We start from the raw sequence: 19,390 nt of genomic DNA, 5'->3' as shown, positions 1-19,390 counted from the left end.
TGTTCATAAAAAAACCTCCTCCACGAAATGGAGAAGGCATTTTGCTCGTTATTTTAAAGAGCTTTATTGACTTTGCTGCTCTTTGGTTTACTGTGACTTGTACTATTGTGATTTGGTTTACCGCTATTTGGCTTACTACTGTTTGGCTTACTGCTATGGTTTGCTTTACCGCTCTTTTTAAACCACTCGGACTTGGGCTTGCGAGCGGGATTCGCTTTTGACTTCGCAGGTTTATCGGCTGCAGATTTATGGGGTGCAGACTTCGATGTTTGATTCGATTTTACAAAAGCAGGGACACTTGTCATCGGATAAGGATGATTTTTCACTTCAGGAATGGTCTTCTTGATTACTTTCTCGATATCCTTCAGGAACGGAAGCTCTTCCTTTTCGCAAAAGGAAATCGCCATTCCGCTATGCCCTGCTCTGCCCGTACGGCCAATTCGGTGGACATACGTTTCTGGAATATTAGGAAGGTTGAAGTTGATTACATGTGACAGCTCTTCAACATCAATGCCCCTTGCCGCTATATCCGTCGCCACCAGCACCCGTGTAACGCCGCTTTTGAAATTATTCAGAGCTCTTTGACGCTCATTTTGAGATTTGTTACCATGAATGGCTTGAGCCGTAATATTCACTTTGGACAAATCGCGAGTCACACGGTCAGCTCCGCGCTTCGTACGGGTAAACACCAGTGCCGAAACAATGGACTTATCCTGCAAGATATGATTCAACAAACTCTGTTTTTTGCCATTTTCTAATAAATACACAGACTGTTCAATTCGATCTACTGTAGAAGATACGGGTGTAATTTCTACTTTTACCGGATCTACCAGCAGTGTTTTTACCATTTTTGTAATTTCCGGAGGCATTGTAGCTGAGAAGAACAACGTCTGTTTCTTGCTCGGCATCTTCGCAATGATTCGCTTCACATCATGAATGAAGCCCATATCCAACATGCGATCTGCTTCATCAAGAACCAGTATTTGCACATGTTTCAGATCAATACGTTTTTGATTGACCAGATCAATCAGTCTTCCGGGCGTTGCAATAATAATATCTGCACCTTGATTCAGCGCACGCTCCTGGACTTTTTGCGAAACGCCACCCACGATAGCAGCACAACGAATATCGGTATAACGGCTATATGCCTTAATATTATCTGAAATCTGAATCGCAAGTTCTCTTGTTGGTGTTAAAATCAACGATCGAATATGACGTGCGGCTTTGGGGCCGTTCGACTTTTCGCTTAATAATTGAATGATAGGCACAGAAAATGCTGCCGTCTTCCCTGTCCCTGTTTGTGCACAGCCAAGCAAATCTCTGCCTGCCAATACAGCTGGAATCGCCTGTTCCTGTATAGGGGTTGGGGAAGTATAGTTTGCTTTGCTCAAGCCTTCCAAAATTGCGGGTATGATTTTCAAGTCTTTAAATGTCATTAGGTCTCCTTAATTTACGCAACAAATATTCATTTGACGTATATCTCATTTCAAAACGTAACACATAAGGATAACATTAAAAGAGCTATCTGTATATCTTCTTTTGAAAGTACCTCCCTTATACAGTTACACGACCTCCTGCTTTGGTATTTAATAAGCTAAATTCACCCTCTAATAATGTTGTATTTACAACATTTAATATATCATTTACAATAATCAGATTATAGAATGTACCAGGAGGAATCTTTATTGTGCAATTACTAATAACAAGATTATTCAACAAAAAAACATTGAACCAAAAGGTCGCTCCATTTTTAATTGGAATACTGTTATTAAGCCTGGGAATCACTTGCATGATCAAAGCCAATTTGGGTGTATCTCCTTTTGATGCACTTTTGGTTGGATTACACGATAACGTAGGATTAACTGTAGGAAGCTGGGAAATCATCATTGCTTTTTTAATGATACTTCTGAACTCCTTGTTAATAAAACAAAAACCGGCCTTTGCTGGTTTGATAACCTCTTTCGTTGTTGGAATAGGCATCGATTTGTGGCTTCTTCTGTTTACTATTGTTCCTGAGCCATCCTCTTGGATATATCAATTCTTTTTCTTTATCATAGGGTTAACCCTCTCGGGGCTGGGAACTGCAATTTATTTGGAGGCTCAAGTGTACAGGATACCGATTGATCATACGATGCTCATACTCCAGGGCCTTCTTAAGAAAGGAGTGTTTTTCACTAGAACATTGATTTATTTGTGTTTCCTGTTGTTGGCCGTTTCTATAGATGGTCCCATTGGAGTAGGGACCATCGTAACAGTTCTTTTGGGAGGACCTATTCTGCAAATGTTCATGAACATTCCCCATCGATCAACTCACCAGCTTTAACCCAACTGCAGATCCGAGTACCATGGCAATAAATACGATTCTCAGGGCATTCCGAGGTTCTCCATAAAATATCATACCGAGAATGGCTCCCCCGGAAGCACCGATTCCTGTCCATACGGCGTATGCCGTTCCCATCGGAAGAGTCTTCATCGCAAGCGATAGGAACAAAAAGCTTAGTCCAAAGCCTGCAGCCAAAAGTATGATTGACATCAGGTTACGATCTTTGTGCAATTTATTAATCATCAGAACACCGATCATTTCAAAGACACCTGCTAAAATAAGATATACCCAGTTCATGATTCATGTACCTCCTTTGTTTTTCCTTTGCTGAGCATTTTAAGACCGATTACGCCCAATAAAAGAACCCCAATGAGCAGCATTTTACTGGTTTGTACCGGCGCATCAAACAATATAATCTCTGCCAGTACGGTCCCTGCCGTACCGAGACCAACGAAAACCGCATATACGGTTCCTACATCAAGTGAGCGGGATGCCGCAATCATCAAGGTGAAGCTGACAATAATGGCGATCAGTGTAGCCCCCCACTCCAGAAAACCACTGGCATGTTTCAATCCAATGACCCAACCGACTTCAAATAAAGCTGCAATAACGACGGACAACCAGGTTTTGTTCATTTCTATCCACTCCTTATCAAATTTTGCTACGTGTATTATTAGTTACATGAAACCAAAATAAAAAAGCCCGGGAAACAAACTGCATTAAGCAGTTCATCTCCCAGGCTTTTGTCCCTCCGTGACACAACCAACAGGCTGTGAGTTTTCTCTCGGACCAGACCGACACAACTGTCGCGGAACCCTAGAAAACATTTGAATATTCTGATGTGACTCCAATTATACACAATTCTTTTCGATTGGCAACCCTTTACGCATAGTAATTTAAGTGAGAACAACCTTATATCGTTACTAAGGCAAGAGGAATCTTACATGCCGTATATTTTGTGCGGTACATAGTATTCCTCCAAGCTTGCTATCTCCTGTGCATCTAGTTTCACGGACAACGCTTCTACGGCATCCTCCAAATGATGTTCTTTCGTTGCACCAACAATTGGTGCTGTGACACCTTCTTTTTGCAATACCCAGGCCAATGCGACGGTAGCTCTGGAAACACCCCGTTTGTTCGCAATATCGGCGACAGTCTCCACAATTTTACGATCGGCATCAACCATTCCTGCAGCAAGTCGGTCTCCTGCTTCGTCGTTCGATGAACGGGCAGTCTTCTCGTCCCAATCCCGGGTAAGACGCCCTTTGGCAAGAGGACTCCACGGAATTACACCAACCCCCTCTTCACGACAGAGAGGCAGCATTTCTCGCTCTTCTTCCCGATACATCAGATTCAACAAATTCTGCATGGAGACAAATGGGGTCCATCCATTGCGCTCCGCCGTATGCTGAGCCTTCATAAACTGCCAGGCGTACATTGAAGAAGCTCCAATATATCGGGCTTTCCCCGCCTTAACGACATCATGAAGGGCCTCCATAGTTTCTTCAATTGGAGTACTGCTGTCCCATCGGTGGATCTGATACAGATCCACATAATCGGTCCCTAAGCGCTTCAGGCTGTTATCAATCTCATTCATAATGGCTTTTCTCGACAAACCTGCGCCGTTCGGGCCCGGCTTCATGCGGAAGTAAACCTTTGTTGCAATAACAACCTCATCGCGACGAGCAAAATCCTTCAAAGCACGACCCACGATCTCTTCGCTTGTACCATCCGAATAGACATTGGCTGTATCAAAGAAGTTAATACCCAATTCCAGCGCTTTTTGGATAAAAGGACGACTCTCTTCTTCGTTCAGCGACCATGGAGCGATCCCCCGTTCAGGGACTCCATAGCTCATACAACCAAGACATAATCTCGAAACGTCCAGTCCGGTACGACCCAACTTCACATATTCCATGTTCATACCTCCTTTAATTCGTATGGGAAAAGATAAAATAGATCAAAGACCCGTTCTTCTCTCCAACTCCTCTGTATATCTCGCACCCATCAGAGTTATTTTTGAAGCTGCATCATTAATGCTCTGTACATCTTCGGGTGTAAGTTCAATGTCCGCCGCACCCATATTTTCTTTCAGGCGACTTGATTTGCGCGTTCCCGGAATCGGCACAATCCACGGTTTTTGGGCCAAAAGCCAGGCAAGTGCGATTTGTGCAGGGGTCGCTTGGATCTTCTCCGCCTTCTCTTTCAACAGATCGACCAGTACCTGATTGGCCTCTAACGCCTCTGGCGTGAAGCGTGGCAGAATATTACGCAAATCACCTTGATCAAACGTCGTTTTCTCGTTAAAGCTCCCCGTGAGATATCCTTTACCCAAAGGACTAAATGGGACAAAACCAATACCGAGCTCCTCAAGAGCTGGAATCAGCTCTTCTTCTGGACGTCTCCACCACAAGGAATATTCACTCTGAACAGCAGCGATCGGCTGAACGGCATGTGCACGTCGAATCGTGTTCACTCCGGCTTCCGACAGACCCCAGTGCTTCACTTTACCTTCTTGAATCAGATCTTGCACGGCTCCGGCAACTTCTTCAATCGGCACATCCGGATCGACACGGTGTTGGTAAAACAAATCGATCGCCTCAATCTTTAGTCGCTTAAGGGACTCTTCGGCAACTTTCCTGATCTGCTCAGGACGGCTATTCATCCCGCTCTGTTTGCCATCCTGAATGTCAAATCCGAACTTCGTCGCTATAACGACCTGATCGCGAACAGGCGAAAGTGCTTCGCCCACGAGTTCTTCATTGATATATGGACCATAGACTTCGGCGGTATCAAAGAAAGTTACACCGCGTTCAACAGCCTCCCGTATGACCGCGATCATTTCCGTTTTGTCCGAAGCTGGACCATACCCGTAGCTCATTCCCATACAACCAAGCCCAATTGCCGAAACTTCCAAGCCGCTATTTCCCAGTGTTCGTTTTTGCATCATATAACTTCCTTTCTTCATTCAAATGATGTGAATGTGAACTAACGTACATGAATTTATTATCTCCATTTAGGAGTACACTGAATTAATGGGGTTTACTTACACCAAGACTGCGACGTATTTCCAGTTCTGGTGACTCTGCCAGCTTAACAACCAAAGCGGCCACGCTTTTACAGGATACTTCGCTGCCTTTGAATGGCTCGCCTTTCTGGGTTATTTCATAATCAATCTCGTTTGATCTGGTAAACCACGCCGGCCGTAAGATTGTATAATCTAGATCTGAAGCTTCAACGATGGAAGCTGCTTTACGATATGAGTCCAATATGCTGCTGTACTTCTGTCCAGGCACCTCATCGTAGATCCCCATAGAACTGATAAAAATCAGACGTTTCACTCCTGCAGATTTCATCGTTTCCACGATGGTTCTGGCGTACTGTTCCAGATCACCTGCAAGATTGACATAGACAACGTCCACGCCATTCATGGCGTCTTTCAATTTGACTTGATCCATCACGTCACCGTCGATCACACGCGCACGATTCGAATCGATATTTCCAAGCCTGCTGGATTTCCGCAAATAGAGTGTTAGCCTGACATCGGTTTCCTTGAGAAACAAGTCTATCGCTTCACGGGCGATTTGACCGTTGGCACCCAAAACTAAGACATGACTCATTTCCATACCTCCTTTTGTTCAGGATAAAGTTGCTATTTTCGTAGAGGTACTACAGCTATGCTGTCTGATTGCCTTTTCGCGTCCCCTTGCTTGATTCTGCGAGCCTAATATTATTATGCCAAACTGAAGGAGCGAGGCGGTATATCATTTGTCTTAATTGATTGCCTGATCCTCTCAGGCCCACTTTTGTCTAAGGTCGTTAAGTCTTAAAATGAAGCAAGAACAACTCGCAAGGAGGATATGTATGTCCGATAACGCAGTTCAGCAGAAACAGGAACTCACCAAACTAATCAAGCGTCATTCCATTCATAACAGCTCCAAGGAAACGGCAATCCCTTCCCTGTATGTCTATCAGCATTCCAGCATAAGCGAGCCTGCTTACCGGGTTTACAAGCCTTCATTTTGTGTTATCGTTCAAGGTTTGAAAGAAATCTTGCTAGCACAGGAAAGATTCGAATACGGACCATCCAATTATCTGATTGCTTCCATGAACCTGCCGGTGATTGGTCAGATTATAAAAGCATCCACTGATATGCCTTACCTGAGTCTGAAGCTTGAGTTTACACAGAACCAGATTCTTGAAGTACTGAATGAATGTAATATTAAGGTTACATCTAAAGAAAACGCCAGACGCGCCCTATTTGTTGGACAGATGGAGCCCTCCATTCAAGATGCTGTACTTCGATTGGTTCGGCTGCTGGATACACCGGAAGAAATCCCGTTCCTTGCCCCACTGTATACGCGGGAGATTCTGTACCGGCTTTTGCAGGGACCTTATGGAACTGAGCTGGCCCAGATTGCAGTGGAAGGCAGCAGTAGCTACCGGATTCGGGAAGCGATCGAGCATATTGTTCGGCATTGGGAGCAACCTTTTCGAATCGAAGATCTTGCGGAGACAGCCAACATGAGTGTGTCCTCATTCCACCGACATTTCAAAGAAATTACCGCCATGAGCCCGCTTCAGTTTCAGAAGCAGCTAAGACTTCAGGAAGCACGTCGACTCCTCATGGCTGAGTCAGCTGATGCTGCGGATGTAGCGTTCCGGGTTGGTTACGAGAGTGCATCGCAATTCAGCCGGGAGTACTCCCGCATGTTTGGCGCGCCGCCGAGAGCAGATATCAAACGTTTGAAGGAAAAATACGATCATGTTATGAGTGAATAAGTACATTGGCTGAAAAGTTGAAATGCCAGAGAAGTGGATAGCCTCAAGGCTATCCATTTTTCAATTGAAAGAGAATACCGAGTTCTATTACCAACCTTATATTGACAGCCTGTGATTCATGGAACTATAATCCATACTAAACCAAGTTACATACAATGTTTTATAAAGGAGAGGTATCGGATGGCTAATGTTCAGACTTTCAAAGCTACTGCCCATCTTCAAGATGGGGTTAAAGTGATCACCAAAGCAAGACAATTCGAACTGATCATCGATGAGCCAACAAACCTCGGTGGTACTGACACAGGAATGAATCCTGTAGAAGCTTTACTTGCCTCCCTTGGCGCATGTCAATCCATTGTGGCCAGGGTCTATGCCTCCAAATTCGATGTTGTACTTGATGATTTCAGAGTTGATGTTGAAGGAGATCTGGATCTTGACGGATTTTTCAACCGATCCGATGTACGCCCCGGTTATTCCGATATTAGATACACCTTCTATATTAAAACCAGCTCATCTGAAGAAAAAGTTGAATCATTTGTACAATTTCTAGAAAGTAAATGTCCTGTGGGTGATACGATTTCCAATCCGGTGAATACCAAGCTCAATCGCGTCATTATCGAAAATGGTATATCGTTGTAACAAAACGAATTAACCAGATACAAAAAGAAACAAAGAATACAAAAAAGCTGCTTCCCAACAAGTTAAATTTGCTGGAGAGCAGCCTTTTTGTATTCTTGAATTTATTTTGTTAATTGTTTTCTCAATTGAATAGTTCTTTCGATGAGTGTAGCGGCTTCTGCGCGAGTTGTATTTCCTTTCGGTTTCAATGTTCCGTCTGGATAACCGTTAACGAGCCCATTGGCAATGACCGCAGCAAGTGCTGAATGTGCCCAACCGGATATTTCAGCGCCATCGGAGAAGCTGATATTACTGTCTGGATCAGCGATCTGCGCTGCACGTACGACCATTGACGCCATTTGCTCGCGGGTCACCAATTCATCTGGACCAAAGGTGTTATCACTATATCCATTCACAATGCCCAGACCTGCCGCAGTGGAAATCGCATCTTGCGCCCAATGCGTCGTAGTATCCGCAAACCCTTTGTCAGCAGAGCCTTGCAGATGTAAAGCCTTAATGAAAAGAGTAACAAATTCGGCTCTGGTAATTTTTTTATCCGGTCTGAAGCTGTTGTCCGGATAACCCTGGATCACACCGAGTTCAACCAAATCCATAATACTGCCGGAAGCCCAATGTCCTACGAGATCCGTGAAATTTTTGGTCCCTTCCGGAGTTGGCGTTACGGTCTTATCGGACACCAGAACAGCAAACTTGGTAAAATGATTAATGGTTCCCGATACCGTTCCATTCATTTGATCCACTCTCAAATTATCGAGTGCAACCCACTTTTGGACTTTCTCGTTAAACCAATACAATCCAACTACTGATTTATTAAAGTCCACCTTATTCTTGTCGAATGGCACGGTTACAGTCACCGGTTTGGTGAAGTCCCCGCTCTTGCTCGCCGTGATCTCATAGACATCCCCGAGCAGTTTCAATGTGGAATCGGTGAATAGATTCGAGGTTTGGCTTACTTTATTTACGGAAATGACGATGCTGCTCTCCATCGCTCCGGCTGGCACATTGATTTTGACCCCGCCCAGGCTCAACGATCCACCATTCACAGTAATCGTTCCACTGTTGGCAGTGGTACCCGTTTGATCACCATTCGTTCCTCCAGTTGGAGTTGAAGGAGTCGAAGGAGTCGAAGGAGTCGAAGACGTTGGTGGAACCGAGGAGGAATCTCCGGCTCTGACGACAGTTATACTGTAAATCTTGCTTGATCCATTACGTGCTTGCACCGTAATTGGAATTACATTTTTTCCAACAGACAACCCGAAAGATTGGTTTATTCCGTTTGCATAAGGTTCACCTTTAGCAGACAAGGTAGCCTGGCTATCCGTAGCCTTCGCCGTAATACTGATGGAGTCTGTTGCTTGTTCAACATTCAGAGTATACGCCGTAATTGCAGGATTGAATGCTGGAGTCAAGGAGCCTTTATCAACAGATAAATCACCCAATGTGGAAACGTCAATCAGCTTCCCGGTTCGCATATCTTCCTTTACAAGCGCAAAATCCGCTGCGACCTGGTGGGAGTAATCCTCCGCTGCATTAAGAATAAAGTTCTGCAAATCATCCCAGATGGGTACGATATTTGTTACAAAACGTTCCTCAAAACGGTAGTTCAACACATCGGATACCTTGTCCAAGCGTGAGCTTGCATAAGCGTAAGCCTTGGCCGCATCGACCAAATACTGCTCCAGCTCTTCCTTGTTCTTAAATGGTTTATCTGTGTAATCCCCTTTAAAAGGTGAGACTTCCTTGATCAGATACGAGCGATTCATTGCTTCGAGTACACCGAGATAAGAATCGGGATCAACCGAAGTTTTAAGATAAGCATCTTTCGATAAATTGGCGTCCCGAGTCTGCTCTTTCACGTCAAGCAGAATATCATCCGTATTGACCTCACTCGCTCCTTCGATCAGTACATTGTAGCGTTCAACCCCAATGCTGCCAATTCCCTGATGAATACGGCGAACAATATCCTTTATCTTAAAGTAGGCATTGAATTCATCGTCACTCAGGGTAGGGAAATTGCTTCTGACTTGCAATTTGTATGCTTCCCAAGCGGCTTGCAAGGAAGATTTCTCCGCATCCGTCGCGGATTCAAACTTATCGGAGTTACCGGCAATGTTTAATTTTCCATCAAGTGCCCGCTTGCCGAGCAATTTTTGCAATGCTTCCTCATAAGACACTTTGGAGACTTTGTCCATGACCTCTTTCGTATAAGGCGTTACATTGCTTTTGGTCAACTTGGTGTTTTTCGGGCTTATCTCGCTATTAATCTCAATCAGTGTATCCTTATAGGTCTTTAGAAAGGTGCGAGATACGTCCCGGAAATCGGCGTCCTGCAGATTGGCAATCGCGGAGCTGTCTTTTTCGTATTTGACTACATAAATACTTGTAACAAAGCGAATCAGATCGTCATAAAAGCTGCCGATTCCGGAAGAATCCACATCGTTCAGACTGAACACCATTTGATTGGTACTGTCATTAAAAGTTCCCACATTCTGAATATGGGCGTCACCTTGCGTGTAAGTAAGGATGTCCTTCTCGTTCCAGCCTGGAATTACCGAATTTGGAGAAGGAATAAGACCCGCTGCCAGATCAGCCTTGAATAAGGAATGTGTACCACGCAGGAAGGTGTATTCGTTCGTTCCCATGGCATCACTTCCATATTTATATTCTTTGGTGGCAGGGTCATTAAAACCTGTATTGTCCGCTATGATGCTCTCTTCAACGACATGTTTGCGATTCTCATCAGCAAGAAGCGGTTGACTGTACCGAAGCAGGGGGACGCTGATCACTTCCGAAGCCAGCCAGTCCGTATCCTGCACAGCCTCAGCCATTAACGTCACATTCAGCATGACTGTGTTCATGACAGCGGAAGCGGATGTACCCGAAATGGAAAGCGTAATCGTATAATCAATGCTTCGGCCCTCAGCCTTGATGCTCCAGTCTCCTTCAGGAAGCCCCGTCACACTGTAAGCATTCGAGTCCAATACCCCATCCACGGGAACACCGGCGCTAAGATTGAGTTGGATCGTGGTATTCAAGTCTTTCGCACTGTTCATACGAATGTTGGACGATGAGGAGTCCAATGTTGCTACAATCTTATTGGAAGGCGTGAATTGAGCGAATGTTACGGTATTGCTCCCTTGATACACCGTTAAGGAAGAGGCTGGTTTGTGTACTTGATCCCACGCACCAGGATGAATCTCAAATGTCAGAAGGCTGTCTGAAACCACATTCCCGGTACCGTCTCCAATTATGGTCACTTCGATCTGATCTCCGTTCGCACTGGCTTCAGCAGAGAAACCTGCCGGGAGGCCCAGCACACTGAAATCATCGGATGTCCATGGTCCCTGCTTAACCAAACCTCCAAATGCATTCAACGTAATCTTGTTATGTACAGGATCTACACTCGAAGCCGATTGCATCTCTAACCTTTGATTACTTTCCAGAATGACATAAGCGGAAGTTGTACTTGAATTGCGAGCCTTCGCACCTTTGACCTTCTCGAAGTCCTTTCCGTTATTCCGAGTGTCCCAGTTGTTGCCGCGATTCGGAAACGCAGCTGCGGTAGTGCTATTCTCCGGATTCAGCGGATCATACACCAAACGTTGCATGGTGCTCTGCTTGCCCGCTTCCAGTGCCGGACTCCCCCAGTAAGCGTCAGCACTATATCCAACAAAATCAATTACATGTTCCTGTAAAACATCTGCCGTCGGATCGTTAGCTATCAACAGTTGTGTCGTATTTAACAAAACCAGCTTTCCGCTGTTGTTGCCTAGTTTGAAAGAAGCTTCAGTGGCATCCGGCTGCGGAAGCTGCTCACCGACGTTGCCATTGCTGCCAAGCGCTATCAGATAATAGCCATATGCCGGAATCTGGGCAGTAGTTGTACCCAACTGAGCTACTTTCCAATTATTCTTTTGGGTATCCGCAAATTGTATAGACCAGTCGTTCAGCGAAACAGGTTCTGCTGTCGGATTATATAGTTCTACAAAGTCGTTGCCGTACACGTCGAGTACGTCGTCTTTCTTGCCTCCATAAAAATGGCTGATTACCACGTTTTTCGCCAAATTGCTGGTATTAAGGTTTTCTGATGCTGCGGCATGTCCGATTCCTGCAAAAGTCCAGAATGATTGGATAACCATTACTGCCACAAGGATCCTTGCTACCCAGCGCTTATTGATGTCTTTCAAGTTGTCTAACCCCTCTCCCATATAAAAGCTCAGGCTAGTATATCAACCCAATGTAAGAGGACAGTTAAACTAAAAAATCATAATATTAAAATTGTAAAATCCTTTAATATGTAAAAATCGCAAGAAATGTATACAGTGGATGATCTTTAAATAAAAGCAAATTAAAAGAGCCGCGACTGCTCGCGGCCCCTAGTTTGTTGGATGAGGGAATCTGAATTCCTGTTACCCCTTAAGAAACATTTCCATACCATTTATACGTCATGGCGGACTTGCCTGGAATAGTGACAACGAAGCTTTGGCTGCCCCATTGGATCTTCACATTTTTCGACGAGCTGGAAGAGTTGTAGGCAACTACCACTTTGGAACCGTCCGGATTGCGGAAAGCCACATTTTTGACTTCATATCCGGTGTTGCTGTCAATGCGGTATGCATTTGGTACTACAAATTTACTAAAGTGACCCAGCAAATAATATTGTTTGTGATATGTGACATTATTCTCAGGAGCGTCATTACGGTTGTCCGAGTTGCGGATTGTTATCATGCCTTTGTTAGTGTTGTTCGGTGAAAGCAATGCTGGACCGTCTTTTTGATCCAGGGCAGCATTCCAGAGAATGATCGATTTGGACCAGTTTCTCGTAATATTAATGAACTCGTTCATCATATTATCGAAACCTGATGAGGTCCCATTCTGCGGATCATTCCAGTTACCGAAACCACCCTCCGTGAACCAAACTTCCTTATCCGGGTGACTGTTATGCATGGAGGTCATTGTCGATCCGTCCCCACTGTCATAATGGTGGAATGCGCTGCCGGATACGTAGCTGCCCTTGCCTGCGTTCTTCAGATTCGTAATGACCTGGTTCGGGAAGTTCCAGTCCAGAAAGTTATGGTCAAATGCAATAATTTTGGTGTTGATTCCGGCATTGCGGAGTGTTGGTCCAAGATAATCGCCGATAAAGCCCGTCTGATCCTGTACATTCATACCCATGGAAGGATAATGGGATGGCTCGTACATTGGCTCGTTTTGCAAAGTAACAGCATAGATGGGTACACCTTCAGCCTGATAGGCTTCAATGTATTTTTTGAAATAATTCGCATATGTTCCGTAGTGTTCTGCTTTCAGTTTGCCGCCGTTCAGATTGTTGGAATATTTCATCCAGGCAGGAGCACTCCACGGGGAGCCCATGACTTTGATATTGGGATTCTTGGCGATTGCTGCTTTGACCATGGGCAGGATGTAAGCCTTGTCCCGGTCGATCGTGAATTGGCTGAGTGACGTATCATTTGGCGTATCGGCATAAGTGTAGGCGGCCCAGGCAAAATCGGAGCTGCCGATCGGCTGTCTCAACAAGCTGAGCCCGATCCCTGTGTTGCCGAACAGTCTTTCCATGACTTCCGCGCGTTTGTTGTTATCCAGCTTGTAGTTCATGAGCCATGCGGACGCATCCGTTAATGACACTCCAAAACCATCCATTTGCTGATACGTTTGGTTTTCGTTGACCGTAATGGTAACATCCGCATTGCCTGAGTTGCTGCTGAAGTTTTTTGATGCAATCTTGGTGAGTCTCGCATCTGTTCTAAGCCCCACTGCCGGTTCGGAATTGGGGTCTGAAGTTGAAATCCATACCTCCACCTGTTCACCCGCTGCATGTGCAGTCTTGGGCACATATGAACCATATGAACCCGCCGTTACCAGAAAAGTGGACAATAACACTAACACACTCTTTTTCCATATCTTCATCAACATATCTCCTTTGAATTATTCTAATTTGAACAGCCAAATATCAAACACCATAAAATGAAATCGATTTCATTTTCAAAAGTATAAAGTCCTTTTTTCAGTTATTGCATGTCGTAGCACTTACACCTCCTTTTTGAAGGGTATCGGAGAAAGATATAGATCAAAATTTTGTAAGCGTTAACAAAGATATTTATACACTTTATTGGAAAAAATTTCAACAGTAAAATTCATTTTTTTATTTTAAATTGTAGAAAACCCCGAAATGGACTGGATTTTGCGCTCATTCTGCTCCTCATGTCCCCCTGTTTGCCATCATATAATACAAAAATGACGTACTATGGAGGTATCCGTGGAATGAGCCATGTACTGAGCGCAATTGATGAGGAAATCGGTCGGCTGACGGCATCCTTGCTTCAACAGCAGCAGCAAGACGGTTCCTGGCATTTTTGTTTTGAGAACGGTACGGTCATTGATGCGTATGTCATCATTCTCTTTCGCATATTGGAAGTTCCGAATGAAGCGCTAATCCGAGAGTTGCATGATCGTATCCTTAACGAACAGCAACAAGATGGATGCTGGAGATTGTACGCCGATGAAGAGGATGGAAATTTATCCGCATCGGTTGAAGCCTACTACGCCCTGCTTTACTCCGGGTACAGCCAGAGTACGGACGAGCCAATCCAGCGAGCTAAACAGTACATTCAATCCAAAGGGGGTATCGGAAAAGTTACGAGCATTTTGACCAAAGCCATACTTGCCGCTACTGGACAAATGAAATGGCCTTTATCTATATCTATGATCCCGCTGGAGATACTGATGTTCCCTACCTATTTTCCCATCAACTATTTTGAATTTTCCGGTTATTCCAGAGTTCACCTCACTCCCATGCTCATTATGGCAGACCTGCGCTTCGCCCTCACAGTACCCCATGCTCCCGATCTGTCTGATCTGACCGACTTACGAAATGTTGTAGATGAGTCAACTACCCCGGGATATCAGGAAATGCAGGACAACATTCTAAGCGGGAGAAGCCGACTGCTCGGTAATCCTCGCCACATCCACGACACTGCAAGAACGAAGGCGGAACAGTTCATAATAGGCCGGATTGAGTCTGATGGCACATTATACAGCTATGGGAGCAGTACGATTCTCATGATTTTTGCCCTACTGGCCCTAAAATACGATAAGCAGCATCCCCTGATCACAAAAGCCATAACCGGACTCACGGCAATGCAGTGCCGTTCTTCTGGAGGTCAAACAACGATTCAAAACTCCCCCTCTACCGTGTGGGATACAGCCTTAATCACCTACGCATTGCAGGAGGCTTCTCTTACCAATGACCATAAGGCTATTCAACTCGCGGCCTCCTATTTGCTCTCCCGTCAGCAAGATAAAACAGCCGACTGGAGCATCCATAATCCGAATACTATCCCTGGAGGATGGGGATTTTCGGAGTCGAATACAATCAATCCAGACGTGGATGATACAACAGCAGCTTTACGGGCTATCCGAAGCTTGTCCACTACTCTTCCAACATTTCAGAAATCCTGGAATCGCGGACTGAATTGGGTTCTGTCCATGCAAAATAAAGATGGCGGCTGGCCGGCATTCGAAAAAAATACGAACAAGGAAATGCTCACCTGGCTCGCCATCGATGGTGCCAAATCTGCGGCTACAGACCCTTCAGAGGCTGACCTAACGGGACGTACTCTGGAGTATCTCGGAAACTTTGCCGGGCTTGATACCAGGCATGAATGGATCAAACGTGGTACGAAATGGCTCATTCGAAACCAGGAGAAGGATGGCTCATGGTACGGCAGATGGGGTGTATGTTATATCTACGGTACCTGGGCTGCATTAACAGGTCTTACGGCTGTGGGGGTGTCTACAAGCCATGATACAGTGCAAAAAGCAGCCCAGTGGCTCTTAAGCATCCAGAACTCCGACGGTGGATGGGGAGAATCTTGTCATAGTGACCGACTCCTGCACTATGTGCCATTAGGGGAAAGCACCCCCTCCCAAACCGCCTGGGCGCTTGACGCGCTCATTGCAGTCCAACCCGAAACCACACCTGAGATAAATCAAGGTATTCTAAGGCTTATTGCATCGATACACGAAAACGATTGGAGAACCACTTATCCAACAGGCGCCGGTCTGCCCGGCAACTTCTATTCTAACTATCACAGCTATACATATATTTGGCCTCTACTTACGTTAAGTCACTACAGAAGAAAATATGGGGCATCTTAAAACCTTTATTTTGGGTAGTTACTTTCTTTTCAGATCCGGATCAATGTTCACCCTTTCTTCCTCTACTGAACCTAACAAAACAGGGAACTCATAGAGCTCCCTGTTTTGTTGAAAAAAATTATTGAATGATCAAATTAAAGCCACTTTGAATCTGATTCACATTAGGGTTGGCAATATTGCTGGTTGTCAGATTATTAAATGTGGCAGAGCCATTTCCGGTATAGGTGTATATTGCTGCACCTTTATGCGGGGTTGTGAACCTAGATGTCTCAATTCCGTCCAGACCAGTACCATTAATGTTGATGTTGTTAAACACAATGTTCTGGAAACCGCCGCCGTATCCGAATTGAACGGCACTGCGCTGCGTATTGAGGATATCAATATTGGTAAACGTTACGTTCTTGATGGAATCGTTGGAAGCTTCAAGATCAATGGCTCCGCGTTCACCATTGTACAGATCTTTGCTTGTGCCGCTGTTAATGATCGTTGTATCGGAGAACAGAATACCTGTATTATCCTGGAAATGGTATCCAGGAAAAACGGTGTTCATTCGGATCGCTGAACCGCCAACCGTGTCAACAATCAGGTTGTTGGTTGCCTTATGTCCGCTACCACCAAAGAATGCAATGCCTGCTGCGCGCCAGTTATTCTCAATCGTGTTGAACGAGAATGTGTTGTTCACACCGGCAGGAGCACCATTCACGTTGCTGGTCCATACAGCCAGACCATCATCACCATTGTTGCGGACGCTGCTGTTGCGCACAGTCGAATTGCTCGTGCCTTGGGCAAAGTTGACGCCATCGGCAAGGTTATTCCGAATACGACTGTTCTCGATCACTAGGCCATCGGCAATGATTGCAGGTGTGTGGGCGTAATCCCCTACCCAGAAACCACATTCAAAGTGCTCGACCCATACGTTGCTGACCTTTGAATTTTTACCGAAATTGTCCATAAAGCCTTTGTAAACTGCATTCTCGTTATAGCGTGAACGCAGCATGGAATTCATATAAATATTGCTGAAATCCAGCTTGCCCTGCACACGGAAAGAAATCCCGCCTGAGGCTGCATTAGGGTTGGTAAACTGAATGTTCGTATGCCAGATGCCTGCACCTACAATAGTAAGGTTGTTAATCATATTCGTCGGTGTACCAATTTTCCACATATTACCTAGATGGAACGTGCCCTCCGGAATATATAGAGTTTTGCCTGTGGAAACCGCGGATTGGACTGCCGCATCGAATGCGGCAAGATCGTCTTTGCCATCATTTGCAATCGCACCGAAATCGGTTACAGAGACGGAGTTAGCCGGGCGTGGGATTACAGCCTGAACGGGTTCGATTTCAAGAAAATCCACACCGTATTCCAGGTTATCCCCATTGCTCTTCTGAATACGAATGGTGTCTCCCGCTTTTAGAGGCGTATCCATTTTCCAATGCACTTCATCAAAACGGAACAACGGACGTCCCGCGCTTGGTGTATCTCCCGGATGATCGCTGGAGAAGTACTGCCAGTTATAGTAGGAGGTCAGAGGAACCGTTTTGGCCTTGGACCCGTTAACATAGACGTCAAGTGCACCATTAAGACCCATGCCATCTGCGGAATCCGGCATCGTGAATCGCATGGTTACACCTGCGCCTCCCTCCCCTTGTCGAACAGTCCATTGTGCATAGGAACCGTTGGAAGGAAGAGCGATATAACGCTGACCAGAGGCTTCTGAAGCTGTCAGAGCCTGATCAAAGGTCGGTGCGGATTTCAGAGTGGCACTGCCACCACGGGTAGCATCATCTGTATCATACCGGGTATAAGGCATGCTTGCACCACGGGCAGAATATACGTTCAAACCTGTTGTAACAACATTATTCGTTTGTTTTACCGGAGCTTCATTATTATCCACTGCAACGGTAGTTGTCACATTGTAATTACCGGTTGCAGCAGTCCATGTACCCACATTGACATTGACCGAAGCTCCCGGCGCCAATGTACCGGTATAGGAACCACTGTACGTCTGAAGCGTTGCTCCGGCAGCGTTCTTGAGAACCACTGTAACTCCGTGTGCTCCGCCTGCGGAGGCCATGTTTCCTTGATTTTTCAGATTAACCGTAAACGTTACTGTACTGTTTGCTGTAGGATTTCCAGGACTCCATGAGACCGTACCTACCAGATCAGAACTTGTAATCGGAGCAACCACCAAAGAAGAGGTGTGTGTGTAACTGTTGTTTCCTTCATTCTCTTCGATGATCTGGTTATTCTCATCTACCTTGGAACTGAGCGTATATGATGCAGCTGCTTTATTGCCAGCATTAAGCGAGACCGTTGTCGAAGCCCCTGCTTGCAAAGCAGCTACTGGGGAGGAACCCGCCAGCTCGTTGTTCAGATAAAAGTTGACGCTAGAAGCTGGAGAAGCGGCAGAACCAATGTTTTTGACGATGGCATTAAGGGTGATGGCATTGTTCTCCACTGGTGAAGATGGAGACCAGGACATGCCTGTAATCGTCAGATCAGGATTGGGTGCAGGTGTGCCGAATACCTGAAATTCAGCAATTTGCCCGGCAGGAGCGCCCGAGTTCGTGGTAATGTTCAATTGCAGACGTTTAACCGTTGCTGTAACGGGAATGGTCACCGTGTTACCGGAAGCCGGGTTGAATATATATGATTGGGCGGAGACCAGATTACTGAAGGTTGTTGTATCCTGGTTATGTCCAAGCACTTGAATGGTCTGTGTTCGGGTGCTCCAGACCGGATCCGGGTTCAGTTTAAGTACAATGGATGTAATCTTATGATTGGAGCCGAGATCCAGCGTCAGTGAGCTTGGATTGCTGCCCCCTTCCCAGTAGGTATTGATATTGTTATCGTTTGCATTCGCAGCTACGAAGGATAAAGTGCTGGACGATGCAGTAATCGACTTACCGATGGCGATGTTGCTTCCCTCTGTAGGGATTGGGGGATCCACAGGATCGGGGCCAGGTAGCGTTGGTCCCTCACTGGCTGGGCCGTAAATTTCAAATGTAGACAGTTGAGCTGCCGGCCATTCGGAATTGCCCGTTACGCTTAATCGAACGTACCTTGTCTCGACAGCAGGAAAATCGATGGTAACCGAATTCTCCCCAACCGATGGATTAAATACATAATCCGCAGAACCTACGATATCTGTGAACGATGAACCGTTCGTGCTGCCTTGCACGGTTATCGTTTGGGTTCTCTTTTCCCACACTGTCGGAATCTTCAATACGATTTGGTCAATGTTGGTGTTGGTGCCAAGATCCACTTGAATCCATTGGGGGAACGCGCTATTGGTACTTTCCCAATAGGTTGCTTGGTTACTGTCAATCACATTGGTCGGGCTGTATGTTTGGTTGTACCCGCTCGCGGTAACCTGTTTGCCCTGTGCCAGGTCCGGTCTTTCGGCTGCTGATACAGGTGATGGAAATCCGACAGTCAGGAATACGTTCGAGATCAGCATCGTTAATA

The 19,390-nt window shown here is 45.6% G+C and carries 13 protein-coding genes and 1 riboswitch; of the genes, 4 read left to right on the top strand and 9 right to left on the bottom strand.

The annotated features are described in order from the left end of the window. Window positions 1-53 precede the first annotated feature (53 nt). Entirely contained in the window at window positions 54-1,436 is a 1,383-nt protein-coding gene (locus ACFVQB_RS05290) for a DEAD/DEAH box helicase (protein ID WP_379435327.1), read from the bottom strand. A gap of 251 nt (window positions 1,437-1,687) precedes the next feature. Between ACFVQB_RS05290 and ACFVQB_RS05285 the strand changes: the two genes are divergently transcribed. Further along, window positions 1,688-2,323 (top strand): YczE/YyaS/YitT family protein, encoded by a 636-nt coding sequence (locus ACFVQB_RS05285; protein ID WP_379435326.1) that lies wholly within the window; start codon window positions 1,688-1,690, stop codon window positions 2,321-2,323. Here the strand turns inward: ACFVQB_RS05285 and ACFVQB_RS05280 are convergent. From ACFVQB_RS05280 to ACFVQB_RS05260, 5 genes are all read right to left on the bottom strand, one after another. Further along, on the bottom strand, window positions 2,306-2,620 hold the full coding sequence (locus ACFVQB_RS05280) for a DMT family transporter (protein ID WP_379435325.1): 315 nt from the start codon (window positions 2,618-2,620) through the stop codon (window positions 2,306-2,308). The genes ACFVQB_RS05285 and ACFVQB_RS05280 overlap by 18 nt on opposite strands. Next, complete coding sequence (locus ACFVQB_RS05275) at window positions 2,617-2,958, bottom strand: DMT family transporter (RefSeq protein ID WP_379435324.1); 342 nt, start codon at window positions 2,956-2,958, stop codon at window positions 2,617-2,619. Before ACFVQB_RS05275 ends, ACFVQB_RS05280 begins: the two co-directional genes overlap by 4 nt. Window positions 2,959-3,053: 95 nt before the next feature. Beyond that, window positions 3,054-3,154, bottom strand: a riboswitch (guanidine-I (ykkC/yxkD leader). Between the two features lie 109 nt (window positions 3,155-3,263). Beyond that, window positions 3,264-4,241 carry an aldo/keto reductase gene (locus tag ACFVQB_RS05270; protein WP_379435323.1) on the bottom strand — a complete coding sequence of 326 codons (978 nt, stop codon included), beginning with the start codon at window positions 4,239-4,241 and terminating at the stop codon, window positions 3,264-3,266. A gap of 42 nt (window positions 4,242-4,283) precedes the next feature. After that, the gene (locus ACFVQB_RS05265) at window positions 4,284-5,270 is read right to left on the bottom strand and encodes an aldo/keto reductase (RefSeq protein WP_379436344.1); all 987 of its coding nucleotides are present in this window, start codon (window positions 5,268-5,270) and stop codon (window positions 4,284-4,286) included. Between the two features lie 85 nt (window positions 5,271-5,355). After that, window positions 5,356-5,943: an NAD(P)H-binding protein gene (locus ACFVQB_RS05260; RefSeq protein ID WP_379435322.1), complete on the bottom strand. Its 588-nt coding sequence runs from the start codon at window positions 5,941-5,943 to the stop codon at window positions 5,356-5,358. A 244-nt stretch (window positions 5,944-6,187) separates the two neighbouring features. Between ACFVQB_RS05260 and ACFVQB_RS05255 the strand changes: the two genes are divergently transcribed. Then, on the top strand, window positions 6,188-7,105 hold the full coding sequence (locus tag ACFVQB_RS05255; RefSeq protein ID WP_379435321.1) for an AraC family transcriptional regulator: 918 nt from the start codon (window positions 6,188-6,190) through the stop codon (window positions 7,103-7,105). 180 nt (window positions 7,106-7,285) lie between these two features. Further along, window positions 7,286-7,744, top strand: a complete 459-nt coding sequence (locus ACFVQB_RS05250) for an OsmC family protein (protein ID WP_192266975.1) — start codon at window positions 7,286-7,288, stop codon at window positions 7,742-7,744. 101 nt (window positions 7,745-7,845) lie between these two features. On the opposite strand, the gene ACFVQB_RS05245 is transcribed toward ACFVQB_RS05250, so the two are convergent. Continuing rightward, complete coding sequence (locus tag ACFVQB_RS05245; protein WP_379435320.1) at window positions 7,846-11,931, bottom strand: S-layer homology domain-containing protein; 4,086 nt, start codon at window positions 11,929-11,931, stop codon at window positions 7,846-7,848. Between the two features lie 229 nt (window positions 11,932-12,160). After that, window positions 12,161-13,672 carry a glycoside hydrolase family 30 protein gene (locus ACFVQB_RS05240; RefSeq protein ID WP_379435319.1) on the bottom strand — a complete coding sequence of 504 codons (1,512 nt, stop codon included), beginning with the start codon at window positions 13,670-13,672 and terminating at the stop codon, window positions 12,161-12,163. Between the two features lie 354 nt (window positions 13,673-14,026). On the opposite strand from ACFVQB_RS05240, the gene shc reads away from it, so the two are divergent. Continuing rightward, entirely contained in the window at window positions 14,027-15,922 is a 1,896-nt protein-coding gene (gene shc / locus ACFVQB_RS05235; RefSeq protein WP_379435318.1) for a squalene--hopene cyclase, read from the top strand. A gap of 118 nt (window positions 15,923-16,040) precedes the next feature. Here the strand turns inward: shc and ACFVQB_RS05230 are convergent, their stop codons facing one another. Next, entirely contained in the window at window positions 16,041-19,382 is a 3,342-nt protein-coding gene (locus ACFVQB_RS05230) for a discoidin domain-containing protein (protein WP_379436341.1), read from the bottom strand. Window positions 19,383-19,390: the final 8 nt, after the last annotated feature.

The organism is Paenibacillus sp. NPDC057886 (assembly GCF_042796655.1).
Classification (GTDB): Bacteria; Bacillota; Bacilli; order Paenibacillales; family Paenibacillaceae; genus Paenibacillus.
Note: the sequence above shows the minus strand (reverse complement) of the source record. Positions and strands in the feature narration are given on the sequence as shown.